We start from the raw sequence: 24,513 nt of genomic DNA on the forward strand, positions 1-24,513 counted from the left end.
TTTTATGAAAAAAATTTAAAGCCGGTGAAATTTTACTAATCGTAAAATTTCACCGGCTTTTTAGTTAAGAGGTGGGTTTTGTCCCAGCCTCATTCTTACGATTAGTCAACCTTATTTAAAGAATAATTTATATTTTTATGAGTGTGAAGTGGTGAGGGATATCCCTCACCACTTCACACTCATTTTTAGATACGCCAAAAAGACCTGACGATTTTTATTTTTTTCGAAAGGTCATTATGATATAGTTCTATGTAGGTGATTACGATTTTTGAGCTGGTAGTGCGGACTCATAATCGTAAAGAATGCCATGCGTCAGTAACTGAAATGTCACTTTCAGAAACTTATTGATACAGGCGATGATCGCAACCTTATGAGGCTTCTTCTGAGGTTGCTTTTTTAATTTGTAGTAATAGTCCACAAAATGATTCGGTTTTCCTTTAGCCATAAGCATGGCGCACACCATAAAATATAAAATCTTCCGTAAATGTTTGTTTCCTCGTTTATTAATCCTGTCTCGATATTGCGTATTCCCAGACTGGTACCGCATAATATCAATGCCTGCGTAAGCATTCAGTTGTTTCGCATTTTGAAAGCGGCGGATGTCACCAATCTCTCCAATTAATCGGCACGCCGTTGAATCGCCAATCCCAGGAATCGAACGAAATACTAGATATTCTTTTCTTCCTTCCGACAATTCCACCATCTGTTTCACAAGCGCATCTTTCTTCTCTAGTAAATCCGCAATGCGAGCTGCGTAATCTCGTGCTTGATCACAACGAATATCTGTGGGTTTAATCGCTGGGTAACTATTTTCAGCTGCTTCTAATAATGTAATAGCTTTAGCCTCCGCACGCATTAGCGATAGTTTTTTTCGCGTATTGCCCTTTAAACGATTTTTAATAATCGTTTTTGAATGGGCCTGTAAAAGTGTTGGGTGCGGATATAGTTGTACAATATTTAAAAATAGTGCTGAACTCGGTGTAACCAGTTTTTCTAATTCTGGAAAACTCAACTGTAAAATGGCATGCATTCTACTTTTGAGTAAAATGATTTCTTCGTCAATTTCATCGTAATAACGAGTCAGTGCACGCATCTGTTCATAATAATCGTCTTGTATGTACGTTGTTTTGCGTTCCATTTTGAAATGTGTCTTCGCGAGTTCATGGGCATCACTGATATCGGTTTTATTGCGACGCATCGTTGCCATCTGTAAATTCGCTTCAAGTGGATTCATGCGGCAGTATGCATAGCCGTACTCTTTGAAAAACGCTTCGATAGATTTTGAATAGATGCCTGTTGCTTCAAATACGATATCTGGCGCTTGTCCATCTTGCTTTGTCATCTCTTCCATTCGTTCGTGTAATCGCTCGAAATCACCCCGTGTATGATGTAGCACACCTTCAAACTCACATTGGCGGTGACCATCATAAATCGCAACGGTACTTTTTCCTTTACTGACATCTAACGCAATGACATGTTTCATCTCATTCTTCTCCTTTTGACCAATCATAGAAGCCTTCACAGTACCTTATCGATTCCACTTTCTTATACACGATCTCTTGGATCCAACATACTAAACTGATTCATATAAGGGCATGAAGTTAGCCGGTTTTATATACGGACTCACAAATGGTCCCAGAGGCTGGTCGGCTTTTCTTCACTTCTACTATAAAAAAATAGTAGCACAAACCATGGCCTTGGTTTGTACTACTAATGTTAGTATGTTTTTTCAAGTTCCTTTATCAGAAGGAATGCCTTCTAAAGGAAGCTTACCGAAACAACATAGACTTTGCATTTCATATAGGATGTTTATTCCTGTTTCATTACACCTCTATAAATAAGTATTGAATACCTTAATTTTGTTAATGATAAAAAAGAGGAGGTGTGGAAACGATGGCACAAGAAATTCTTTGTGAAGTCAATAACTGTACTTATTGGAACTCTGGAAACAGATGTGGTGCAGAAAAAATCTATGTTGTAAGTCAAAAGGGACAACAGGCATCTAATAGTGAAGAAACAGATTGCAAAACATTTAATCCTGAAACACATTAAATTTTTAAGGGTAACCATATTAATATGGTTACCCTTTTCCCATAGCTTTATAAATAGACATCAATTCTTTCCTTGTTAAATAAAAGCGCATGAGCATTTTTCACTTTTTCCTCTACATAATCTAATGAATACTTTCCATAGGAATCGGTTAAATCGCCAATTGCGCGAGATAAATTATCAATAATAGGAATCAACGTTTCTGAGTGAGTAAGTTCTTCACCTTTATTCATTTTATCAGTAATTTCATGAGCAAGATGTTGAATCTTTCTTAGTCGCAATTTTTCAGATTGCATGGAATCCTCCTTATTGAGCCAATTTTTGATGCTTAAATATATGTCAAACAATACGATTTCATGAATGGTTCTGGCAGGCCTCAAATTGTTCGGCCCGTTCCTGAAAGTGATCAGGCCCGCCTCAAAACTGATCGGGTTTACAAAAGAAGTGCTCAGGAGGAGTCCAGAAATGTTCAATTTCATATTATTTTTTAGGTAATGTAATAATAAACGTTGTCCCATTAGAAGGATCGCTCTGTACTGAGATAGTGCCGTTATGAGCTTGTACGAGTTTATAAACGATTGCCATGCCTAGTCCAGTACCTTCAGAAGATGATTCTGTAGTAGTTCCACGATAATATTGTTGGAATATATTCTCCATCATGTGTTGAGACATCCCTACGCCGTTATCCACAATGTGGATTTCTACATGCTCTACCCTATCAAAAATCTGTGTATAAATATTTGTGTTAGGTGGATTGTGGATAATGGAATTCATAAGTATGTTTTGTAATATGCGTTGCATCAATTTCGTATCAAAGTCAGTATTTATAACAGTTGTATCAGTTTTAAAGTGCAATATATAGTCATTGGCCTGTGGATTGTTACTTATATTGGCAACGATTCTTTTAGTAAAATCCACAATATCCTGATTGGTTTTATGTAAGGGTAACTTACCGTCTGTATTATTAAACTGTATGACGAGACTTAAATCTTGAATAAGTTCCTCCATATGCTTACCTTTATCAGCAATCTCTTGAATAAAGGAACGAGCTTCCTCCTTGGACCAATCGTATTGATCGTTTAATAGTAGGGTAGAGTAGCCTGTAATATACGTTAATGGCGTTTTTAAATCATGGGATATACCGGCAATCCATTCTTGTTTCGCTTGTTCAACCTTTTCACGTTCTGTTTCAGCAGCTTTTAATTTTCCTGATAAGGATTGTAGGTGTTGAAGTACCTCTTGATATAACATATAACGCATGCGGAGCTTTCCTTTGCGTGTATAGATTTTAGATAGTCCGACTGGCTGTGTGTAGTTTTCCTGTGATAGCTGATGAATCCATGACATTATAAAACCAAGAGGACCTCCAAAATACCAACCAAATACAGCAATAGAAGCAATGGTACTAAATCCAAAAATCCATAATACTAGTAAATTCTCATAATCCTCACTAACAGATTTTTTAAAGAGTGGGAGAATACCTTCGAGTCCGATAACAATACAAATACCACTCAAAAGCATCCACAGAATAATCCCCAGTGCAAGATGCAACGTAAACCGAGTGTTTATTCGCATAGTGAATCCTCTTTCGGTGGAATGAATTTATAGCCAATGCCCCTTAAATTCACAATTATTTTAGGTTTACGCGTTTCATCCCCAAGCTTTTTCCTTAGCTTTGAAATATGAATTGTTACGGTTTTCTCCTCACCATATACATCATTTCCCCATACGAATTCATAAAGCTGTGAGGTTGTGAATATACGATTTGGATTTTTACAAAAGAAATGCAGTAGCTCTAGCTCTTTAGCCGTACATTCGACGAGCTGATTGTGAACGGTTAATGTAGCAGATTCGGGATTAAGAGCAAAGTAACCGAAATCAAACTTTGTACTCTGTTGTTGCTGAGAACTCTCATACATTTTTTGACGTCGAAGAATGACCTTTATTCGAGCGACAACCTCTAAAGGATTAAAAGGTTTTGTAATATAATCATCTCCGCCAATACCTAATCCCGTTAATTTATCAAAATCAGTAGAGCGAGCACTGACAAAAATAATGGGTGTATTTGTATGTTTGCGAATTTCTGTGCAAAGTTCAAAGCCACTTATATCTGGTAGCATAATATCGAGCAAAATAATATCGTAATAATTGTCTTTTACAAGCTGTAGTGTGCCTTTGCCTGTTGAAGCAGTATCAATATTTATAAAGTTTTCTTTCCGTAACGTAATTTCTAATAATTTTAAGATGCCAATTTCATCATCTACGATTAGGATTTTTTCAGCAGTTTCCATTTTTATCCCTCATTTCAATTTCATCATAACAGCTTCTGATCTTTATATCCTTACTCTCTTGAAAAAATTACTGTCATTTTCCATCGAGTTTACTTTGATTTTACTTTCACTTATTAAGCTTAATGTAACGAATTCAAAATGGTAAGGAGTCAATAACATGGAAACCGTTATTCAAATACATCAATTAAGTAAGAGCTTTAAAGGAATCGAAACTGTCTCGAATGTCAATATGAACGTTAAGAAGGGGGAGATTTATGGGTTTCTAGGTCCGAATGGCGCTGGGAAGACAACGATTATGAAGATGATTTTAAACTTAGTAAAACCAACTTCAGGTGATATAAAAATATTTAATCAATCCATTTCTACTACTTCCTATCAATACTTGAGCAAAATAGGCAGTATTATCGAGTACCCGGAATTTTACGACAGACTAACGGCGAAGGAGAATTTAGAGCTTCACTGTGAGTATTTTGGAGTTTATGAAAAAGGAGCTATTGAAGAGGCATTAGAGATAGTAGGTCTTAATGGTGTTGAACATAAAAAAATACATGAATTTTCTCTAGGGATGAAGCAAAGGTTAGGTATCGCACGTGCCATTGTTGCTAAACCAGAAATTCTTATTTTGGATGAGCCGATTAATGGTCTTGATCCAATCGGTATTAAAGATATTCGAGAACTCTTGCTACATCTAAAGGAGAAGCTTGGAATCACCATTTTAATATCAAGTCATATCGTGTCAGAAATCGAATCAATAGCAGATACAATTGGCATTCTGCATCATGGGGAATTATTGAAAGAGGTAAGGATGGAGGATATTCGAAAAGAGAACATGGAGTATCTGGAGATTAAAATAGACGATGCAAATAAAGCGATTCATGTGCTAGAGAACAAGTTAGGTATTCGAAAATATGAAATTGTCAATCAGCATTGTATTCGTATTTTTGAACATGATATTTCTCAATCTCAAATCAATAAAGAACTTATATTTAATAATGTTGCTGTCAATGGTATTGAAAAACAGCAACAGCATTTAGAAGAGTATTTCTTAAATCTTATTAATGGAGGGAATCAAATTGCTTAAACTATTAAGACTTGAATGGAAAAAGAATAGTATGTCTAGCTATTTTAAAGGCTTAATCATTTGTATTATTGGAATTTTTGCGGCAGTAGCACTTATGGCTGTTGGTTCTGAAGATGAAATGATGTTTCTAGATTATACAGATTTTATGTCTTTGACAAATATATTAATTCGCATTGTTTTTATCATTTTTTCGAGTGTTATTCTATCGCGTTTAGTTATTGATGAATATAAAAATAAGACGGTTCAATTATTATTTACGTATCCATTAAAAAGGAAAAAAGTTATTCTTGCTAAGCTTTCTTTAGTCTTCGGATTTTGTTTTTTTAGCATTATCATTGCAACCTTTATGATTAATATCGCTGTTTATTTTTTAAATCCAATGATGAACTTGTTTGAAACTCCTGCTGAGATACAGGAGATGGCAGCTACTATACCTTCTACTTTTATCAATGCATTTATGATGGCTGGGGTAAGCCTAATTCCTTTGTACTTTGGTATGCGAAAAAAATCAACAGCTTCGACAATTACATCAGCTGTTTTAATTGGATTTGTTATTAATGCAACGGTTTCAAATGGGGATGCATCGGCTAGTTTATTTCAATTTATCATTGTCCCGACAATAATGTGTCTATTAGGGCTGGTTATCGGCTATCTGTCCTATTATAAAGTCGACAAAGTAGATTTAACTTAAAAATGTGAAATGAGGATGTAAAGTGAAAAAGGTAATCATAGCTTTGATATTCGTTATTGCAATAGGAGGAATACTATTCACCTTTAAAATCAATGGAGAAAAGAGTATCACTGAAGAAAAGTCCTTTGATGTTAAGGAAATTGAAGAACTAGAATTAGACATTGAGTCTTGGGATATAGCATTAGAAAATACGGAATCTGAAAAATTAACAATTGAATATGAAGGTAAGCAACAACAAAAGCAGCAAGACAATCCTGTTGAAATTAAGAAAGACGGAATTAAAGTAAAGGTACTTCAACAAGACACTGAAGAAGGAGTAATGAATAACTTTAGCTTTGGAAAAAAAGATACTATTCACATTTATATTCCTAAAAATGCAGTGAGCAAGATTGCATTAAAAAATAGCTATGGTGATATCAAAATTAACAACATTGAAACAGAAGAACTTTCGATTTCGACGGATTCTGGCGCTAAAGTCATTAAAGGGTTATCCGCTGATAAAGGTACAATTACATCAAAAGATGGTGAATTGAGTATCGTAGACAGTTCTTTAAATGAATTAACAATAACTGCTACAAACGGTGATAACTATATTACTAGAGTCAACAGTTCGAAAACGAAAATTACTTCGACTAGCGGTGAAGTTTTAATGAAAGAAATCATCGAGGGAAAAGCACTATTTGTAGAAACTACTTCAGGAGATATTACAATATCATACAAAGAGGCACCAAAATCATTAGAGGTTACAGCGAACGGTGAATCATCTGACATAAGCGTTAATTTAGAAGGTTATCAGCAAGAAGAACATACGGATCAATTAAAGACAGGTAAGATTGGCGATGCGTTAAACAAATTGGAACTAATTAGCAAAGAAGGTATGATAACCGTAAAATAAAAACTTACAATCTGTGAGGTTAATGAATGTTAAGACGTGAACTTGTTTCAAAAGTAGCGGATCATATCTTAGATTTACAACTTCACCATCCAATTAAAGTAGCGATTAGTGGAATAACAGCTTCAGGGAAAACAACTCTTGCCAATGAACTTGCTGAAGAGCTTCGTCGAAGAAAAAAGGAAGTAGTACGAACTAGCATTGACAATTTTCATAATCCAAGAGCAATTCGTTATAGACAAGGGAAGGATTCAGCAATAGGTTATTATGAAGATGCACACGATTATCAAGCACTAATGGAAAATTTGCTAATTCCTTTGGGGGAAAATGGAGATCGCCAGTATCAGACGATTTCATTAGATCTAGAAAAAGATGAATATGTAAACGCTGAAAAGCAGGTGGCTAAAGACGATACCATTTTCATTGTTGATGGAACATTCTTATTGAAAAAAGAACTAATACATTTATTTGATTATAAAATTTTTGTACAGACAGATTTTGAGCTAGCTAGAAAAAGGGGAGCAAAGCGTGAGACGATTGCATTCGGAAGCTATGAAAGTGCAGAGACTATGTTTCTTAATAGGTATCACGCTGCTTCAGGCCTTTACTTAAATGAATATAATCCTCAAGAAAATGCAGATATTGTGATTAATAACAATGATGTCGAAGCCCCTTCCTTTCTATAGCAATCTTATATGTTCGCAAATTAAGGTGGTATGAATTGAATTTCATACCACCTATTTTGTAATTATTGTAAAAAGGAGGATAAACATGGATAAGATATTACAAGAAATTATTAATTGGATAAAAGTGAATGATAAAAGGATTATTATTGGCATCTCAGGACATGGAGCAGCGGGAAAAACAACATTTTCCAATAAGCTTATAAATAGTCTCAATCAAAATAAAGTGAATTATATTAATACAGACCCGTATATTGTTAGTTAGGAAGTCCGTAAGCAAACAATTATCGACTATAAATATCAAAATGAAAACCATCGTTTTAAAATGACGGCTTGTCATCCAGCGGCGCATCATTTGCCTTCCTTAGAAAGAGATATTCAGATGGTTAGAGAAGGTCTAGATTTATTGACAATAGATACGCATTATATGAAAAGTGAGTTACTTTCTTCAAAAACTAAAGTAACTATTGTAGAGGGAATGAGTGTAGCATTTATTAATCTCAATTTATTTGATTTAAAAATTTATTTTTATACAGATAGTGAGAAGGAATTAATGAGAAGGTCGGGTCGTGATGTATTTGAAAGGGGAACTGATATCGACAATTTAAAGCAGTCCCATGAAGAACGTCGGATTCAATATGAATGGTTTATGCATTCGTATAGCCATCATTTTGATATCATTTTTAAAACTTCTGATGGAGTAGTATGGCTAGAAAAAATCCATTTAATCCTGAATAATATATAGTCATGTAGGCGGACCGTTCTTGATTTCCGTATATATTGTGGATGAATCCCAAGGAAAAGTAGATAGGCCTCTTTTCCTTGGGATTTTGATGTAACTAATTCGAATGTTTTCTCATGTAAACATAAAGTTCAATACCTAGCATAAAGAGCGTTGCAATTAAAAATCCAATCATAAAAATATCGTGTACAAAAGCAAAATACGCTATATAAATTACAATAGCAACTAAAAATAAGATTACAAGAAAATGAAACTTTACCGCTTTTTCATTATTCACGATTTGTTTTTTTATATTGCTGTTACCTTTAATTAAATTATCTAAACTAATATTCATTTCATCGCTTAATAAAATTAAATTTTCAATATCTGGAGCTCCCTTATCTTGTTCCCATTTTGAAATGGCTTGTCTAGAAACTCCGATTTTATTTGCCAATTGTTCTTGGCTTAAATTATTACTTTTACGATAATCTAAAATCGATTTGCTAATTTGCATTTTTTCCATTCCTTTCATATTTGATATCATCACCATATCAAATTTACTGCTGTTGCAAACGAAACCAATAGTATCAAGTCCGCAACGCTACGTTGCAATTAGATTTAATATGGAATGAGAGTGCCAATGTTATAAACCCTCTCGAAAAATGTTGTTTAGGTTCTAAAATTTATAGTTATTTTGGTTATCACCAAAAGTTGTGGATGACATATTTTTAATATATGCGCTGTATATTAGTTGATTGGAGTGGAGGCTGGACGACTCCTTGGGGGCATCGGATGCACTAGGAAGCTTTGCTCTGCGCGAAAGCGAAGCGTCAGCGGCAAATGTTTTATCTGCGCGAAAGCGAAGCGTCAGCGGCAATGTTTTATCTGCGCGAAAGCGAAGCGTCAGCGGCAATGTTTTATCTGCGCGAAAGCGAAGCGTCAGCGGCAAAGCGCTCAGTCGGAACGGAAGTCAACCACACGTCATGGTGATGAACCGTTATTTTTCTATAAATTCAATAATCTTACATTTATCTGCAGGAGAAAAGCGAAAACTCTCGTATCGTAATTGTTGTCTAGACAAACCATGAGAGGAGTTTTCGCTTTGGAATTATACAATTTAATATTGAAATTTCACTCGAACAGTCGCATTAATGGCTATTTGACCTTGTTCAATAGGTGTGGAAATTTTGGAATCAATCATCGCCATTGATCTATACAGAACTGGGGATTTTTCTAGCTCCTCAACAATTTCAATAGGTTGTGGTTGTAAAGGCAAATGCATCGTCTCTGCAATTGTTTTAGCCTTCATTTGAGCATTTTGAAGGGCTAAACTGAGAGCTTGTTGATAATAGGTATCTACATTGTCGATGTTGAATTGGATAGAGGAAATCCGATTTGCTCCATTTTCTACTGCTGTATCGATAATTTCACCAATCTGGCTCGTATCCGTTATTTTAACGGTAATAGCATTTGTTACTTCGTAGCCTTTAAAAATTTGTTTGCCATCCTCATAATCATAAACTGGTGTAATAGTATAAAAAGCTGTTTGAATATTTTCTCTCGGGATATGGAGAGCTAAAAGAGATTGGATGACACGATTCATAATTATTGCATTTTCTTGCTGTACCTCTTGTACATTTTTCCCTCTTGTCTGGACTTCTATTTGAATTTGAACATAGTTTGGAGTAGCCATAACTTTTCCATTTCCGGTGACCTCAATCACGCGAGATGTATGGGGCAATTGCTGACTAACATTTGCATAGTACATAAAATACCACCTTTCGAATGGTTCATATAGTTATGCTATGCTTGCTACAGAGAAAATTTGTTTATCATCATTTACTTTGCCTGTCTTTTCAATAATTTATCATGGAATTTTGTAAATAGCAGTAAAGTTAAAATTGTTCCAAGGAAGGCCGAAAACATGTCCCATTGTGCATCCCAGCGATCTCCCTGCATACCTAAAAAGTCTTCGGCTCCTTTACTACCCTTTGAAATTCTTGTACTGAGCCATTCAATGATTTCGTAGAGGGCAGCAATAGCAAGCATAATGCTTATCGTTATGCCCGTTAGCCAGGCGCCTTTTACTAGTGGTGTTTTTCGAATTAATATTTCTCTTATGACAATGGCCATCAAACCTTTTAGGAAATGCCCAAAACGATCGTAGTCATTCCGTTTTAAGTAAAACTCCTCTTTAATCCAGTTGAAAAATGGAACCTCCGCATAAGTATAGTGCCCACCGATAAATGTTAGAATAGACAAAAGGGCAATGATAAAATAAGAAAACGTTGTAAAGCGAAACTTGTTATAAATAGCGACTACAATAATAATTGCAACGACAGCAGGACTTACCTCTGCAACCCAGTCCAAATAGGATACTGGTTTTATTACAGACCACACGAAAATGATAAGTACTATTAACAACAAAATAACGTGTATTTTCTGATGTTTATCTTTAGACAAAACGAACACTCCTTTTATCTAAAGTATAGGGATAGAGTAAATAGCTTATACCCTTTACATAAGGTAGAAGCAAAAAAGCGCCTAGTCGTATTGCACTGACGCTTTGTAAAAAATGTGTTATACCATTTTTAATAATGCCTCTACACCAGACATTCCCTCAGTAATACCAAGTTGATGCGCTTCATATGTCACTGATTCTAATGGAGCCGTCAATAGCTCATCAATTGTTTTCACACCAACTGCTCGACCAGCGATAATCTTGCGGTCTGCTAAGCGATCATTTAATAGACCAACATCTAAAGCCCCACACATAATGTAGCCCGTATCATTTGAAATTGTCAGCAGTGTTGTTTTTGGCAATTGAACAACTACTGCAGTGAAAAAATGGCCTTTAATCATAATAGGCTCAATTATCACCATCCGAAATCACTCCTTTTCTCTATATACATATGGCGATAGATAAAAAGGTGTTCGACATTTTCACTAAAATTATTTGTTACCTGAAACAACAACGTTGACATAATTGTTTCCCAACAAAAAGAAGAATCAACATGGGTTGATTCTTCTTTTTAAACATTGAATGTTATATCCATCAATCCAGAGACTTTATCCACGGCTTCAGTCGTTATATCCACCATTTCGAAGGTTCTTTCCATCATTCCGGTGAGTCTATCCGTTATTTATTTTGTATAAGAAAGCATAGCTGTTTGCTTGAAATTTTTTAAGGCAACCGTTGCCTCGTTTTTAGTTTTATACTCGAACATACGATAAGTATTTTGTTCAAAAACTGTAATAATCCACATAATGGAACATCCCCTTTGTATTTTGTACTATAACAATTGTTAAAATAGTTAACTTTTCATCGAGTTGTTATATATCAGTTGTATCTTTTGTTTTACATCAATCCGTGAAAAAATAAAGTACTATGTGATTGTTTTCACATTTTGTTCAAAATATAACAGGAATTTTTTGAAATAGTTAAGAGGAGAAAACAGCCAAACCTATACAAGTATAATTCATTGTAATTCGCAAATAGTAAGTTGACGGAGATATGTGAATTTGAACTTGGGAGGTGATGCTTATGACACGTAAATATATATTGTTCTTATCCCTTTGTTTTTTAATCATATCGGTATTTTTTACAGGGCTGATAACCTATGCGGATAAAGGTCGTCCTTATTATGAGGAGACAGGGGAAGTTGTGTGGGACATTAACACAAAAGACAAAATAATTGCTCTAACCTTTGACGATGGACCCCATCCTAAATATACGGCAGCTATTTTAGATTTATTGGCAAAGTATGATGCAAAGGCTACTTTTTTTATTATTGGAAAAAATGCAGAAAAATATCCAGACCTTGTTTTACGTTCTTATTCTGAAGGGCATGAGCTGGCCAATCATACGTATTCACATCCGTTTAAAGTTTCCGTAGCAGAATTACATGCACAACTGCGTAAGACAAAGGAAATAATTTATGGTATTACTGGATTTTCACCAGTTTTGTTCCGTCCTGTAGGTGGTAACTATAATGATCAAATGATTAATGCTGCTGTTAAGGATGGATACAAGGTAGTAATGTGGTCTTGGCATCAGGATACTCAAGATTGGAAAGAGCCGGGGGTTAACAAGATTGTCCAAAAAGTGATGAAGGGGTCAAAGCCTGGAGATGTTATTTTGTTCCATGATGGAGGCGGCGATCGTATGCAGACTATTAAGGCACTGGAAGAAATCTTACCAGAACTTAAAAAACAAGGTTATACATTTGTCACAATATCCGAGTTGATTAAAAGTAAACAGCAACAAGAGAAAGTACAATAAAGGGAAAATAGGCCATCTCAGTAATGAAATGGCTTATTTTTTTCCCAATGACAGTAAGTCTGTCATCACGCAGCGGATAGTATAATTAGTCATTTCGATATTACCAAAATAGTAGTGGTGCTAGTGCAATTCCGGCAACCGTTCCAAGTGCGATTCCAACACCAAAACCTGCTCCTCCATAACCCCAACCCCAATAACCTAAACCATAACCGCCAAAGCGTCTATCAGGTTGAATCCAAACCTGTCTTCTATCCACCCTAGTTATTTCTCCATAATGTACTCTGCCAGATCTTTCTTCAATTCTTACACGTTTACCATGATATTGACAACAAAGATTATAAGTATCAGCTGGATTCACAAACTATCCCTCCTTTCGACTTCCTTACAAGCTAATATATGCGGTTGCAATCATTATCACTAGCCGATTGTCTACTTCAGACATAAGCTATAGTAAGGAGGGATTGTATGTCAGTAATACCAACAGATGAGTGGCTCAATGAATTAATTGCTAGTCAAAGGCTTAATCACGGTCAAGGTCAAAATCCTGATGACTTACAACGTTCTATTCTTTGCGGTCGTTTAGTAGAGATATTTATTGGTGGATCTCCAGATGAAATTCAATTTGAACTACAGCAACAGGGGCTTTTCAAATCACACGAAAAAATAGATATTCACAAGTTAAAAAAACAAAATGTTTGGGAAGTAGTACAGAAGGAATTTATATATTTAAAGGAGAGATGGAGCGGTCCAAATATACCAATCTATATCTTTCCGATAACGCAGGAGCAAACTATTACTAATAAAAACGGTGTTGCCTATCCAAATGCTATGTTTTTATATATTGGAGAGCTTGAAAAACAGGAGCTTAAAGCGTTATTCGCACATGAATATAATCATGTTTGTCGTCTGCAATATTTAAATAAATCTCTAGCCGAAGTGACGATGTTAGATTCTTTAATTTTAGAGGGATTAGCAGAATGTGCGGTGGAGGAGATTTATGGTGATAAATGGTTAGCGCCATGGTTAGGGTCCTACTCAGTGGATAAAATGCTAGAAATTTGGAAGGGACATTTTTTACCTCAAATCAATATTCAGGGCTTAAACAATCATGCTGAATTTTTATATGGTGGAAAGCTCCCTCAATGGATAGGATATTGTATTGGTTATGAAATTGTAAGGACATATATAAAAAATCATTCATCCAATAACCTGCATGTAAAAAATTCAAATGAAATACTGGCCGGGTCTGATTTTTCATTATAAACAAAAAAGTTCATCACTGAAAGCTGGGGATGGCATTTTGTTGAAATGTATCACAGATAAGACCCTGGAGCGAAGCGGGTAGTGCTCGACAAAGCGCGCAGTCGGAACGGCAATCTAATAATTGGATACATGCCTTTAATTACATTGATACAAATTCTCCGTTACAATATAGGGAAGGAGTGATTGTAATGTCGAATGAACTTAAAAATGTTTTATCACCAGTTATTGACTTGTCAACGAAGGTGTTAATCGTCGGCTCAATGCCAGGGAAGCAATCATTAGAGAAGCAACAATATTACGGTAACCCACGCAATCACTTTTGGCCGATTATTGGGGAAATATTAGAGATGGATGTACCTCAGGATTATGAACAAAGATTAAAATTGCTAAAGAACAATCATATTGGCCTCTGGGATACAGTAGAATCGTGCGAGCGTAAAGGGAGCTTAGATGCGGCCATTCGTAATGAAAAACCGAATGATTTTAAAATGCTTTTTGAACACTATCCGAATATTGAGTTAGTGCTTTTTAATGGTGCAAAGGCATTTGAGGTATTTAAAAAGCATATTGGTCTTGAAGTTTTAGATGGTCGGGCATATCAAAAAATGCCTTCGACTAGCCCAATACCAGGTAAAAATATTAAATCTTTTAAAGAAAAGCTTGAGGATTGGCGAGTAATGCACTCTTATTTGCCTAGATAATTACATTACTAAGAAAAGTGTAGCATTTATTATATAATTCCAACCGAAAAATACGAATGCGGTTAGTACGGCTAAACACAAGTTAATAGGCAACTGCTCAACGGTCATTAGCCCTTTTACATATATTGAATTATGTAAAGGGAGGGGTTTATCATGTACAATCCATATGAAGAAATTATGCCACTGCCAGAACCCGGTTTCGAACCTTCATTTGGACTGCCTGGTTTTGGTCCACCACCAGCGAGTCAAATGCCTCTTGGTCCAGCGCCTAGCTTTGTGCCATCACTTCCACCTTTTGGGGTAGGTACAAGTGGAATTCAATCATGTTTATTCAGGAATACGTATATATGGATGTTTAATGGAACAGGCTTTTGGTTCTTCCTAACTGCTGTAGGAAGAGAGTTTATTGCAGGGTTCAGATGGAGTAGCAGAAGTGGTTGGCGCTTCCAAACTATTGCAAGAAGAAATATTCGCTCGTATGAATGTTCGAGATGGTAATTAAGAGTATTAAGAAGCTATGTTTCATTAATAGGGACTTTTATTGGTCAGAGTGTTGAAAAAATGGCCAAGGAGATCTTCCTTCATTGACCATTTTATTTTTTTGCAATAATAAAACTCCTAAAGCATGTGTCTCTTCACTTTAGGAGTTTTATTGGTACTTCTGCTTAAATATCCTCTGTATCATCCACAAGTTGCTTGTACTCCGCAAACCATTTCTGCCATTCTTCTATTGGAAATTCTTCATGTATAGTTCCATTTAATAAATCTGAAAGCAAGCCTAAGCATACATGCCAGCCGGCTAAATCTTTAGGTGTATGATCAGTTAGCTCACCAATCGACTCAAGTAATACTAATATTGATCCACTGCTAGTAGGAGTGAGTTCAAATCTTACCGTATCTTTGCCCCAATCAAATTCGAGTACTTCCTTCTTTACATAGTCTGTAATTGCTATTTCCTTATAGGCATTTGTTCCATCATTCATATTAAAATGGATAGTGCCATTTTTTCGAAGATCCATGATTTCTAAATTATTCATCCATTTTTGAAGCTTTTCATTCTCCGTTAATACTGCCCAAACAGCATCAATAGAATGTGAAAGTGGTCGGTTAAATTTTACGACATAGTTATCTTGTTGCTTTTGAATAGTAGCGAGCATGGGGATCCTCCTTACTTTCTTAAAAATTTATAAATTAAATACCCAACAGTCATAATAGCACTGGATATAAAGCCTATTTTTATAATATTAACAATATATTTAAAATGGCTTACTTCAGTTGTCACAAGAGTGCCATCACCCAAATATTCTTTAGTGCTTGAAGGTACGCAAAAAAACCCTATACCTAGTCCTAATATTAAGCCTATTATAAGCAAATATAGTATGTTTTTTAAAAATATCTTTTCATTAGATAATGTCATAAGTATATTCTCCTTTATTTAAATGATTGATACCGAATGATATAACAAAGACCTTTTATATTAAAAGGTCTTTGTAATATTACTCGGTATAGTTAATTTTATTTATAGTCTTGAGACCAATTAGAGTACTTATTAGTTGCGTCAGTTGGTTCAGTGTAAGTACCAGAAAAGACAGTTTTACCACCTGTAAGGTTATTTTTTCGAGTTACTTCCCAATCACCATGATCTACATATTTTGTGAAGTAGTAATTTCTTGTAGAATACCCTTTCGCCGGTCCAGTTAATGATCTACCTTTTGTATAAGTGTAACTAACAGCAGAGTTTAAGGATCCTTCTAATTCTCCAACTCCATCTGCATCTAATGTCCCCTTAATAGAGGCGCTGTTTGTATATGTTAGAGAAGTTGATAGAGTTAATGTTTCTCCATAAGCTACTGAGGCTACTTGTTGTGCAGCAGCAGGTGTATTATAGATCGTATCTTTTTTCTTAGTTACAGAGTAAGAATATATTAAACCTAAAGGAGCTACTTCAGCTGAATCGATAGAAGCATTTGTATTGTCCATTAAACTACTTTCTTCTCCATCCGAGATATCATAGATAATAAGATTATTTCCGGCATTAGATTGACTTACTATATCTTTTATAATATCCTCTGTTGCATTAGCATAAACCTCTGAATTATCAAATTTTACAGTTACTAATTCACCGTTATATTCTACGACAGCTTTAGAAAAATCTTTGCTAACTACAGACAAACTTTCACTTTCAGCACTTGCAAACGGTATACTAGAAAATAAAAATGAACTACACAAGACAGATGAAATAGCGAATTTTTTAAACAATTTCACAACCTCCTAGTTATTAACAATTTTGTATTTCTTGTTAAATGTAACATATTATTTCCAAATTATTAATATATTTATATTTCAGTATTTTCTGATTAGTGAATCTATTCTAAGTTATTCTATTTTCACCTCTTCATCCTCTTTGAATTAGAATTATAGATAGTTATTCACTACCGTCGCATGAATTTTAACTGAAATTTCAGATTTTTCAGCCTTTTTAGAGGGAAAACGAAGACATGTAAGCAGAGGTAGTTAATATCCATATTTTCACTATAACCTTTGACTAGGGCAATAGAACATAGAACCCTTTACGGGACGTTCTTTCCTTTGATTTTTCGGAGCCAAATATGTGCGGATTTCCACAAGGACACTTTAAGGAAACGGCTAATTTGTAAGTACGTTTGTGAACTATTGGTAGCTAGCTTTGCCAACACGTTCAAGCAGTACACAATTATGGCTATTTACACTTGATTGTGCACAGCCTGTTCACTTTGGCCATAGAATTTTTTGATGTTCAAATGCTGCTTCATCCATTTGAAAAATAGTTCAATCGCCCAACGTGATTTGTACAATTTAGCGATCTCATCTGCATCCAAATCAAACCGATTGGTTAATAAATGCAGCTCATTGCCTTTTGAATCGAGCACCTTCAGTAAACGAAACACATTTTCCGCACGATTTTGCGGTGTGCCGATGACAACCATTTCATCTGATATAATCGTTGATTTCTCTGGTAATTTGAAGTTTTCAATTACTCGTGTTACCGCATTTTTTCGCAAGCGGGATACGAAGAATAGCCATCGTCTGTCATGCGGTCAAATCGCTCATAATCCAAGTAACCACGGTCAAATACGTACATGCATTCTTTATCATCGATCAGAACTTCAAGCTGCCCACGATCATGTTCGACCGCATTAGTGAGCGCTGCTTTGTCCGGGATACGAACGGCCTTTTTCCATAAATACCAGATGTAAATGAAGCTTCACCCCTGATTTCGTTTGGCGGAACTTAGCCCACTTATGGTTATTCAAATTCAGTGGTAACGTACTCGAATCAATAATTTTCAAAGGTGTTGTTGTTTTTCGATGCTGCTCAAAATCGGTTTTTTGATGAATTTGCGCGACTAAATCGAGAAAAAGGGTCTGAAAGAAATCGGTTGGTACTTGATTCAATCGACGTCCTATCTGCGAAAAGCTAATCGATTCGAGATTCGTTGTGTGCTGAAGCTCTTCTGAAAACATAGCAATGCACGCAAGCTTTCTGTTTCGTGCAGCTGCGCATACAATAATAATTTTAGAAACGAAGCGATGTGAAGCTTCTTTGTATAGTAATTTAATTGATGGTTTTCAACGTATTCATGCATTTTTTCTGCTGAAATTGGTGAAAGCCGTTGTTCAAATGATAATCTCATTATTTAATTGGTCATTCTTTTGGAGCTGATTTGGCATTGCATTATGCTGCTAAATATCCTAAACGAATAAAGGGGATAATTTTGTTAGATGGCGGTTATTTGTCATCGCAAGATTTAGGCATGACATTAGAAAACGAATTACAAGATATAGAGAAATTTTGCAATGAAGTAAGATTCCCATCTTGGGACATATTTTTTGAATCAGAAAAAGAAGAGCTTTCACGTTGGTCTGAAGAGCTTGAAGAAGCGTCAAGAGCACAAGTTAAGGAGCAGGATGGAGAAATCAGATTAACGATTTCCACTTTTACAGGACAATCCATAATAAAAGGTTTATATGCGGAACCAGTCACAGATATAGTGGAACAGGTGCATTGCCCGACTTTTTTAATCCATGCAACAAAACCAAGCGAATTAGAATCTACTAGAAAGAAGAGTATTCAAATTTTGCAAACTAGAATTAAAAACTTGAATTTTGAACCAATAGTTGATGCAGGTCATGATATTTTTCGTGAAGCACCTAAGGATGTTGCCAAAAAAATAAGAACATGGGTTGAGAATTATTAATAAGGAAGCGGCCCAAGCATAGGTATGACAAATTCAGAGGTGACTGAAACTGATAAAAACAGAAAAAGAGCTAAAAAGCTTAATTGCAACAGATGAATGGATGATGAAAGTTTTAACAACCTTAGAGAAACTACAATTACCTGATTCATGGGTATGTGCTGGATTTATTCGCTCGAAGGTGTGGGATCATCTACATGAAAAGGAATATAGAACACCATTAGCCGATATTGATGTGATATATTTTGATAAAGTAAACTCTTTAGAAAAATATGAGAAGCAGTATGAACAAGAATTGACGAAGTATTTACCGAATGAGCCTTGGTCTGTGAAAAATCAAGCGAGAATGCATGTAGTAAATAATAGTGAACCTTTTCAATCATCTATTGATGGTATGGCTCATTTTCCAGAAACACCGACAGCTATTGGTGTGAGACTTACTAATGGAAGACTTGAGATAGCTGCACCTCATGGTATCAAGCACTTAGTTTCTGGAATTGTCGCTCCTATACCATATTTTCAGAAGGAGTCTCCAATGCATGAGGTTTATTTGAATAGAGTTCGTAACAAGCAGTGGGAATTAAGTTGGTCGAAGCTACAGATTGTCTACTAAAATGAAGCGAAGGAGCTAAAGACTTGTATCACAATAAACATCAAATAATCTCTCATTATGAAAAATCTATCGTATTTGTGGAAAGTTTAGCAAACCTAACAGAAGAACAATGGCGTACTCCTTTAGAGCCTGGAAAATGGACGGTAGCAGAGGTCATTGGCCATCTTACTCCATGGGATGAATTCGTGGTAAACCAACGTCTACCGTTTCTTTTTACGGAAGAAGGCTTACCAAAAGGGCCAGATGTAGAAGAGATGAATGCTAATGCAGCAAAATCTAGTCGTGCACAAAGTAAAGAAGAGACAATAGCCGATTTTATCAATCAGAGACAGCGACTAATTGACGTACTTTATCAAATAGTTGATGAGCAATGGCGACAGCCTTTTACAATAGGTGCTTCAGAATTAACACTTTACAGTTATTTTGCTAGTTTAGTAGAGCATGATTTACATCATTTTTCACAAATCCAGAATATAGGAGCTTTAAAGTGGATATCAAGCATTTAATTGATTATTATGCACACGCATCTGTAAGTTTTACGGATGTTTTTACAAATAAGATGGAGCCAGGTCAAATAGATATTGGTCGAACAACAGCCCCTGGGAAGTGTGGCTTGGTTGTGCCACTTGCTGGTAGTGCTATATTTAGCTTTAACGGTATTCCTTATGAAATGGAGCCGGGTATGGTCGTACATGCAGGGCCACAAATGCCAATCGAAATTAAAGCTTCTGATGATAAAGAATGGGAGTATGCAGTTGTTCATTATCACATCCCTCCGGAAGAAATACCTCAATATCCATTTTCAGATCAGCACTTTTTAATCAATACAGGCTATCATACAAAAATTATTGACTATGTACAGCAGTTAGTAGAAAGCCAAGCAATGCCAGATAATATGTCAATATTCAAAGCAAAGACTTTATTTATGAATCTATTGGAAGCCATTCTTATGTCGGCAAAAGTGAAGGTTCTTAATACATCTAGTGAACAGATAGAACAAGCTTTACAGTATATACATGAGAATTATGCTAAACAACTTTCTGTTTCGAAAATTGCTGAAGAATTTGGCGTTGAGCGTCGTAGGTTCGCCTATTTGTTTGAACAGCATACTGGGATGAATCCTAGCGTTTATTTAACGGAATATCGCATACGACGGTCGAAGGAGCTATTAAAATATGACGATTCAGCAGTAGCGGAAATAGCTGAATGTGTAGGTTATACAGATTGCTTTTATTTCAGTCGAGTATTTAAAAAATGTACTGGAATGTCCCCGACAGCTTATCGAAAATTAATGATTGAGGAAGCTAAATACGTATAAAAAGTTGTTTCTTGAAAAAAGAAGCAGCTTTTTTTTGCAAATCAATTATGCCTTGGCAAAAGTCCATGCGATTCATGAAATTGTCCATTCACAATAAGTTTTTTCTTTGTTAGGATAGTATCCGTAAATGATAATGAATATCAATTAAAACGATAAATTCTATTGACTTATAAATGAAAATGATTATCATTATCAATATAATTAAGTTCGTTAGGAGAGAATATCTATGAATAAATATTTTAAAATGTGTGCACCTGCTCTGTTAGCATTATCCTTGGCTGCGTGTGGAACGGATAAAGCAGAAGAGTCTAATACATCTACAAATAATGCCGCAGAAACTAGTGCGACAGAAACACAAACAAATCAGGCGAAAACACAGACGATTACATACTTAGGCGAAAAATATGAACTTCCTGCAGAAGTGAAAAACATTGTAGCGGCAAGTTTAGAATCTATGGAAGATGCAGTAATGCTCGGTATTAAGCCTGTTGGTGTACTTGATATCGGTGGGAAAATTCCATCATATCTTGCTACAGAATTAGAAGGTGCTGAGCTTGTAGGAAATAAAATGTCCCCGAATACTGAAGCCATTCTTAAACTTGATCCAGATGTTATTTTAGGTTCCTCAAAATACCCTGAGGAAATGGCTGAAAAGCTCAAAAAAATTCAAACGATGATTCCATACTCACATGTCTCTACAAATTGGAAAGAGAATCTAACATTACTTGCCCAGCTTACAGGTAAAGAAGATGAAGCGAAAAAAATCATTGCTGATTATGAAGCGAAAGTTGCTGACTCTCAAGTGAAATCTAAAGAGCAATTAGCGGGCAAGCAGGTTCTTGTTATTCGAGTACGTGGTGGCATGATGTATATCTATCCAGCAGGTGTTTACTTAAACCCTGTTCTATATGAAGATTTAGGGGCTCCAGTACCAGAGATTTTAAACACTGCAAAGGCACAGGCAGAACTATCGCTTGAAACATTAGCAGAGGTTAATCCTGATGCTATTTTCCTTCAATTCGAGGAATCAGAAAATGCTGATGCACCAAAAGCATTGGAAGAGCTACAAAAGAATCCGATTTTCGCAAGCTTAAAGGCATCACAAAATAATCAGGTTTTCGTGAATGCAATTGAGCCTTTAGCACAAGGTGGTACTGCATGGTCTAAGGTTAAATTCTTAGATATCGCAGCTGAAAAATTACTTAAATAGTTTAGGTAGGCTGGTAGTAGATTTGGTGGTATCACCAGGCTATTATCAGCCTTTTATAAGATAGAGTTTAACTTCTTTCAGCGACACATGCTGAAAAGAGGAACTCAGGCTAAGAACTTCACATCCTGTGAAAACGCCTGAGTGATCAACATCGGTGCTACTGCCGCTGCGTTAGCACTACGCTTTCGCGCAAAAAACATTTGTTGGCCCAAAGCCTCCGGCGGATGTCACAGAATCGGAAAGGAGTGCTTTGTGCAGACACAAAGCCGATTCCGGACGCAGTGTTTATCTGCACGAAAGTATAGCGGCAGCGGCAAAGTTTTCTGCACGAAAGCAAAGCGGCAGCGGCAATTGTTTTCTGTAGCGAAAGCAAAGCGACAGCTACAAGTATGCCGAGGCATAATTGATATAGAAAAAGGTGTGGAAGTTGAAAAAAACAAACATGGTGGCATTTTCAATAGTAGCAGCCTCTCCATTTCTAATTGCGATTTTGGCATTAGTATCTGTTATGTATGGCACAAAAGACATCAGTGCAATTACAGTGTGGCAGGCGATTACTGCATTTGACCCTTCAAATGTAGATCACCAAATTATACGAACAGGACGCATTCCTAGAATTGCCGCAGTGTTACTAGTTGGAGCATTTTTAGCAGTAGCTGGGGCGGTGATGCAAGGTATTACACGAAATTATTTAGCATCCCCTTCATTAATGGGAGTTAATGATGGTTCTGCATTTGTGATTACGTTAGCGATAGTATTTTTCCCAGGGCTTCCTAATTACCAAATGATTCTACTTTCAATGCTCGGTTCAGCATTAGGAGCAGGAATTGTCTTTGGTTTTGGCTCTTTAATTCGAAATGGTTTATCACCAGTAAGACTGGCCATTATTGGAACCGTCATTGGCACGTTTTTAAGCAGTATTGCTACAGCCGTTGCGATGTATTTCCAAGTATCACAAACGGTAAGTGTTTGGTATAACACAAAGGTACATATGGTGGATATGGATATGCTCGTGCTAGCGATTCCATTCGGGCTAGTTGGTTTAGTTCTTGCTTTATTATCAGCTAAGGCTATTACAATAACTTCACTAGGAGAAGATATCGCTATTGGACTTGGACAAAAAACAAAAGCGGTGAAAAATATTAGTATGCTTGCTGTTGTTTGTTTAACAGGTACGGCTGTTGCACTTGTTGGAAAGATTGCCTTTGTAGGGTTGGTCATTCCTCATATTACACGTTTCCTTGTTGGAGTTGATTATCGCTTTATCATTCCTTGTGCAGCTGTAATAGGTGCGTTTTTCTTAGCGCTCTGTGATTTACTCAGTCGCTTTGTTAATTATCCATTCGAAACTCCAATCGGTGTATTAACGGCCTTGGTTGGTGTCCCATTCTTCTTATATTTAGTTCGTAAACACGGAGGTGAAAAACGTGCGTAAAAAAACCTCAAGTGTATTCGTTATGACTGTTTCCTTCCTCATATTATTTATTTTAGGCGCCAGCTATCTCCATCTGACAAATGGTGTCTTTGATATGTCGGTGATGGATGTTTTAAAAACATTGCTACGCATTGAACCAAATCCTAAATTTGATCTTGTCATTTTTGAATTCCGTTTACCACGCATTGTCATTGCAGCATTAGTAGGTGTGGGCCTAGGGATAGCAGGGGTTGTACTACAAGGTATTACGCGTAATGGCCTAGCAGACCCGGGGATATTAGGGATTAATGCTGGTGCTGGTGCAGCAGTGGTCATATTTATGTTTTTCTTTCAATTACGTCTCACATCTGCAGATATGAGTAGCTGGTTCTCCATTTTGATGATGCCGATTTTTGGATTTGTCGGTGGTGCTATGGCAGCTGTGTTGATTTTCTCATTTGGCCGGAAAAATGGTCATTTAGATATGCAACGACTAATTTTAACGGGGATTGCGATTAATAGTGGCTTTGGGGCATTGTCACTGTTTTTATCATTGAAAATGAATGCTCAAGATTATGAAAATGCAGCAGTTTGGATGGCAGGCTCTATTTATAATGCAAACTGGATCTTTGTTGTGACTATGCTGCCATGGCTTATTTTATTAGGCTTTTATGTTTATCGGAAATCATATTTGCTCGATTATTTTCAATTAGAAGAGGATAGTATTACTAGCTTAGGGATAGCGGTAGAAAAAGAGAAAATGAAGCTGTTGTTGGCAAGCGTCGGTTTAGTCAGCGCTTGTGTATCAGTATCAGGTAGTATCGGTTTTGTTGGATTAATGGCACCTCATATTGCTAAACAGCTTGTTGGTATACAACATCGTTACGTCATGCCAGTAAGTGCGTTGATAGGCGCGGGACTGCTTGTTTTAGCTGATTTTATAGGAAAAATAGTATTTGCGTCGTCTGAGCTGGCAGTTGGTATTGTTGTCTCGATTATTGGGATTCCGTACTTCTTATATTTACTAGTGAAATCGAAGGCATAGGAGGAAAAAGTGTGCAAACTGCATT

The 24,513-nt window shown here is 36.1% G+C and carries 29 protein-coding genes and 2 pseudogenes; 17 read left to right on the plus strand and 14 right to left on the minus strand.

Annotated elements, in window-relative coordinates; translation table 11 throughout:
* Positions 1-259: 259 nt before the first annotated feature.
* Positions 260-1,483: an IS110 family RNA-guided transposase gene (locus tag JNUCC51_RS13200; protein WP_337988445.1), complete on the minus strand. Its 1,224-nt coding sequence runs from the start codon at positions 1,481-1,483 to the stop codon at positions 260-262.
* 410 nt (positions 1,484-1,893) lie between these two features.
* Between JNUCC51_RS13200 and JNUCC51_RS13205 the strand changes: the two genes are divergently transcribed.
* The gene (locus JNUCC51_RS13205) at positions 1,894-2,052 is read left to right on the plus strand and encodes a DUF1540 domain-containing protein (RefSeq protein WP_100545697.1); all 159 of its coding nucleotides are present in this window, start codon (positions 1,894-1,896) and stop codon (positions 2,050-2,052) included.
* A 47-nt stretch (positions 2,053-2,099) separates the two neighbouring features.
* Here the strand turns inward: JNUCC51_RS13205 and JNUCC51_RS13210 are convergent, their stop codons facing one another.
* The 3 genes from JNUCC51_RS13210 to JNUCC51_RS13220 all read right to left on the minus strand — a co-directional run bounded on the left by JNUCC51_RS13210 (position 2,100) and on the right by JNUCC51_RS13220 (position 4,340).
* A complete protein-coding gene (locus JNUCC51_RS13210; protein WP_337988446.1) occupies positions 2,100-2,345 on the minus strand; it encodes a group-specific protein in 246 nt (81 codons plus the stop codon).
* Between the two features lie 184 nt (positions 2,346-2,529).
* Positions 2,530-3,624 (minus strand): sensor histidine kinase, encoded by a 1,095-nt coding sequence (locus tag JNUCC51_RS13215; protein ID WP_337988447.1) that lies wholly within the window; start codon positions 3,622-3,624, stop codon positions 2,530-2,532.
* Positions 3,615-4,340 (minus strand): response regulator transcription factor, encoded by a 726-nt coding sequence (locus JNUCC51_RS13220; RefSeq protein ID WP_337988448.1) that lies wholly within the window; start codon positions 4,338-4,340, stop codon positions 3,615-3,617. The genes JNUCC51_RS13215 and JNUCC51_RS13220 overlap by 10 nt, the downstream gene beginning before the upstream one ends.
* A gap of 157 nt (positions 4,341-4,497) precedes the next feature.
* Between JNUCC51_RS13220 and JNUCC51_RS13225 the strand changes: the two genes are divergently transcribed.
* From JNUCC51_RS13225 to JNUCC51_RS13245, 5 genes and pseudogenes are all read left to right on the plus strand, one after another.
* On the plus strand, positions 4,498-5,421 hold the full coding sequence (locus tag JNUCC51_RS13225) for an ABC transporter ATP-binding protein (RefSeq protein ID WP_337988449.1): 924 nt from the start codon (positions 4,498-4,500) through the stop codon (positions 5,419-5,421).
* The gene (locus tag JNUCC51_RS13230) at positions 5,414-6,112 is read left to right on the plus strand and encodes an ABC transporter permease (RefSeq protein ID WP_337988450.1); all 699 of its coding nucleotides are present in this window, start codon (positions 5,414-5,416) and stop codon (positions 6,110-6,112) included. Before JNUCC51_RS13225 ends, JNUCC51_RS13230 begins: the two co-directional genes overlap by 8 nt.
* Before the next feature lie 22 nt (positions 6,113-6,134).
* Positions 6,135-7,007 (plus strand): DUF4097 family beta strand repeat-containing protein, encoded by an 873-nt coding sequence (locus JNUCC51_RS13235; RefSeq protein ID WP_337988451.1) that lies wholly within the window; start codon positions 6,135-6,137, stop codon positions 7,005-7,007.
* A 26-nt stretch (positions 7,008-7,033) separates the two neighbouring features.
* A complete protein-coding gene (locus JNUCC51_RS13240; RefSeq protein WP_337988452.1) occupies positions 7,034-7,690 on the plus strand; it encodes a nucleoside/nucleotide kinase family protein in 657 nt (218 codons plus the stop codon).
* 85 nt (positions 7,691-7,775) lie between these two features.
* Positions 7,776-8,432, plus strand: a pseudogene (locus JNUCC51_RS13245) (uridine kinase family protein).
* Between the two features lie 94 nt (positions 8,433-8,526).
* Here JNUCC51_RS13245 and JNUCC51_RS13250 read toward each other — a convergent pair.
* The 5 genes from JNUCC51_RS13250 to JNUCC51_RS13270 all read right to left on the minus strand — a co-directional run bounded on the left by JNUCC51_RS13250 (position 8,527) and on the right by JNUCC51_RS13270 (position 11,674).
* A complete protein-coding gene (locus tag JNUCC51_RS13250; RefSeq protein ID WP_337988453.1) occupies positions 8,527-8,940 on the minus strand; it encodes a helix-turn-helix domain-containing protein in 414 nt (137 codons plus the stop codon).
* 585 nt (positions 8,941-9,525) lie between these two features.
* On the minus strand, positions 9,526-10,176 hold the full coding sequence (locus tag JNUCC51_RS13255; RefSeq protein ID WP_337988454.1) for an SIMPL domain-containing protein: 651 nt from the start codon (positions 10,174-10,176) through the stop codon (positions 9,526-9,528).
* 71 nt (positions 10,177-10,247) lie between these two features.
* Positions 10,248-10,871: a DUF2238 domain-containing protein gene (locus JNUCC51_RS13260; protein WP_134023600.1), complete on the minus strand. Its 624-nt coding sequence runs from the start codon at positions 10,869-10,871 to the stop codon at positions 10,248-10,250.
* Between the two features lie 117 nt (positions 10,872-10,988).
* Positions 10,989-11,291, minus strand: coding sequence for a YunC family protein (locus JNUCC51_RS13265; RefSeq protein ID WP_049663111.1), 303 nt, complete (start codon positions 11,289-11,291; stop codon positions 10,989-10,991).
* Between the two features lie 260 nt (positions 11,292-11,551).
* On the minus strand, positions 11,552-11,674 hold the full coding sequence (locus tag JNUCC51_RS13270) for a hypothetical protein (protein WP_256469487.1): 123 nt from the start codon (positions 11,672-11,674) through the stop codon (positions 11,552-11,554).
* A 278-nt stretch (positions 11,675-11,952) separates the two neighbouring features.
* Between JNUCC51_RS13270 and JNUCC51_RS13275 the strand changes: the two genes are divergently transcribed.
* Entirely contained in the window at positions 11,953-12,690 is a 738-nt protein-coding gene (locus tag JNUCC51_RS13275; RefSeq protein WP_337988455.1) for a polysaccharide deacetylase family protein, read from the plus strand.
* 100 nt (positions 12,691-12,790) lie between these two features.
* Here the strand turns inward: JNUCC51_RS13275 and JNUCC51_RS13280 are convergent, their stop codons facing one another.
* On the minus strand, positions 12,791-13,048 hold the full coding sequence (locus JNUCC51_RS13280) for a hypothetical protein (RefSeq protein WP_337988456.1): 258 nt from the start codon (positions 13,046-13,048) through the stop codon (positions 12,791-12,793).
* Positions 13,049-13,155: 107 nt separating this feature from the next.
* Here JNUCC51_RS13280 and JNUCC51_RS13285 point away from each other — a divergent pair, with 107 nt between their 5' ends.
* The 3 genes from JNUCC51_RS13285 (at position 13,156) to JNUCC51_RS13295 (ending at position 15,152) form a co-directional block, all read left to right on the plus strand.
* Positions 13,156-13,953: a DUF2268 domain-containing putative Zn-dependent protease gene (locus JNUCC51_RS13285; protein WP_337988457.1), complete on the plus strand. Its 798-nt coding sequence runs from the start codon at positions 13,156-13,158 to the stop codon at positions 13,951-13,953.
* A gap of 188 nt (positions 13,954-14,141) precedes the next feature.
* Positions 14,142-14,654, plus strand: coding sequence for a DNA-deoxyinosine glycosylase (locus JNUCC51_RS13290; RefSeq protein WP_337988458.1), 513 nt, complete (start codon positions 14,142-14,144; stop codon positions 14,652-14,654).
* 153 nt (positions 14,655-14,807) lie between these two features.
* On the plus strand, positions 14,808-15,152 hold the full coding sequence (locus JNUCC51_RS13295; RefSeq protein WP_337988459.1) for a hypothetical protein: 345 nt from the start codon (positions 14,808-14,810) through the stop codon (positions 15,150-15,152).
* Positions 15,153-15,319: 167 nt separating this feature from the next.
* Here JNUCC51_RS13295 and JNUCC51_RS13300 read toward each other — a convergent pair whose 3' ends face one another.
* The 4 genes and pseudogenes from JNUCC51_RS13300 to JNUCC51_RS13315 all read right to left on the minus strand — a co-directional run bounded on the left by JNUCC51_RS13300 (position 15,320) and on the right by JNUCC51_RS13315 (position 18,327).
* Positions 15,320-15,811 carry an SRPBCC family protein gene (locus JNUCC51_RS13300; protein ID WP_337988460.1) on the minus strand — a complete coding sequence of 164 codons (492 nt, stop codon included), beginning with the start codon at positions 15,809-15,811 and terminating at the stop codon, positions 15,320-15,322.
* A gap of 11 nt (positions 15,812-15,822) precedes the next feature.
* Positions 15,823-16,071, minus strand: coding sequence for a hypothetical protein (locus JNUCC51_RS13305; protein ID WP_337988461.1), 249 nt, complete (start codon positions 16,069-16,071; stop codon positions 15,823-15,825).
* A 98-nt stretch (positions 16,072-16,169) separates the two neighbouring features.
* Positions 16,170-16,913 (minus strand): hypothetical protein, encoded by a 744-nt coding sequence (locus JNUCC51_RS13310; protein WP_337988462.1) that lies wholly within the window; start codon positions 16,911-16,913, stop codon positions 16,170-16,172.
* Positions 16,914-17,224: 311 nt separating this feature from the next.
* A pseudogene (locus tag JNUCC51_RS13315) lies at positions 17,225-18,327 on the minus strand (IS4 family transposase).
* A 30-nt stretch (positions 18,328-18,357) separates the two neighbouring features.
* Here JNUCC51_RS13315 and JNUCC51_RS13320 point away from each other — a divergent pair.
* From JNUCC51_RS13320 to JNUCC51_RS13350, 7 genes are all read left to right on the plus strand, one after another.
* Positions 18,358-18,891 (plus strand): alpha/beta fold hydrolase, encoded by a 534-nt coding sequence (locus JNUCC51_RS13320; RefSeq protein ID WP_337988463.1) that lies wholly within the window; start codon positions 18,358-18,360, stop codon positions 18,889-18,891.
* 103 nt (positions 18,892-18,994) lie between these two features.
* Positions 18,995-19,501 (plus strand): nucleotidyltransferase family protein, encoded by a 507-nt coding sequence (locus tag JNUCC51_RS13325; RefSeq protein WP_337988464.1) that lies wholly within the window; start codon positions 18,995-18,997, stop codon positions 19,499-19,501.
* 23 nt (positions 19,502-19,524) lie between these two features.
* Positions 19,525-20,007, plus strand: a complete 483-nt coding sequence (locus JNUCC51_RS13330) for a DinB family protein (RefSeq protein ID WP_337988465.1) — start codon at positions 19,525-19,527, stop codon at positions 20,005-20,007.
* Positions 19,989-20,819 carry a helix-turn-helix domain-containing protein gene (locus tag JNUCC51_RS13335; RefSeq protein WP_337988466.1) on the plus strand — a complete coding sequence of 277 codons (831 nt, stop codon included), beginning with the start codon at positions 19,989-19,991 and terminating at the stop codon, positions 20,817-20,819. Before JNUCC51_RS13330 ends, JNUCC51_RS13335 begins: the two co-directional genes overlap by 19 nt.
* Positions 20,820-21,045: 226 nt before the next feature.
* Complete coding sequence (locus tag JNUCC51_RS13340) at positions 21,046-22,029, plus strand: ABC transporter substrate-binding protein (RefSeq protein WP_337988467.1); 984 nt, start codon at positions 21,046-21,048, stop codon at positions 22,027-22,029.
* 427 nt (positions 22,030-22,456) lie between these two features.
* The gene (locus JNUCC51_RS13345) at positions 22,457-23,464 is read left to right on the plus strand and encodes a FecCD family ABC transporter permease (protein ID WP_337988468.1); all 1,008 of its coding nucleotides are present in this window, start codon (positions 22,457-22,459) and stop codon (positions 23,462-23,464) included.
* The gene (locus JNUCC51_RS13350) at positions 23,457-24,488 is read left to right on the plus strand and encodes a FecCD family ABC transporter permease (protein WP_443136951.1); all 1,032 of its coding nucleotides are present in this window, start codon (positions 23,457-23,459) and stop codon (positions 24,486-24,488) included. Before JNUCC51_RS13345 ends, JNUCC51_RS13350 begins: the two co-directional genes overlap by 8 nt.
* Positions 24,489-24,513 lie beyond the last annotated feature (25 nt).

Source organism: Lysinibacillus sp. JNUCC 51 (assembly GCF_015999525.1).
GTDB lineage: Bacteria > Bacillota > Bacilli > Bacillales_A > Planococcaceae > Lysinibacillus > Lysinibacillus xylanilyticus.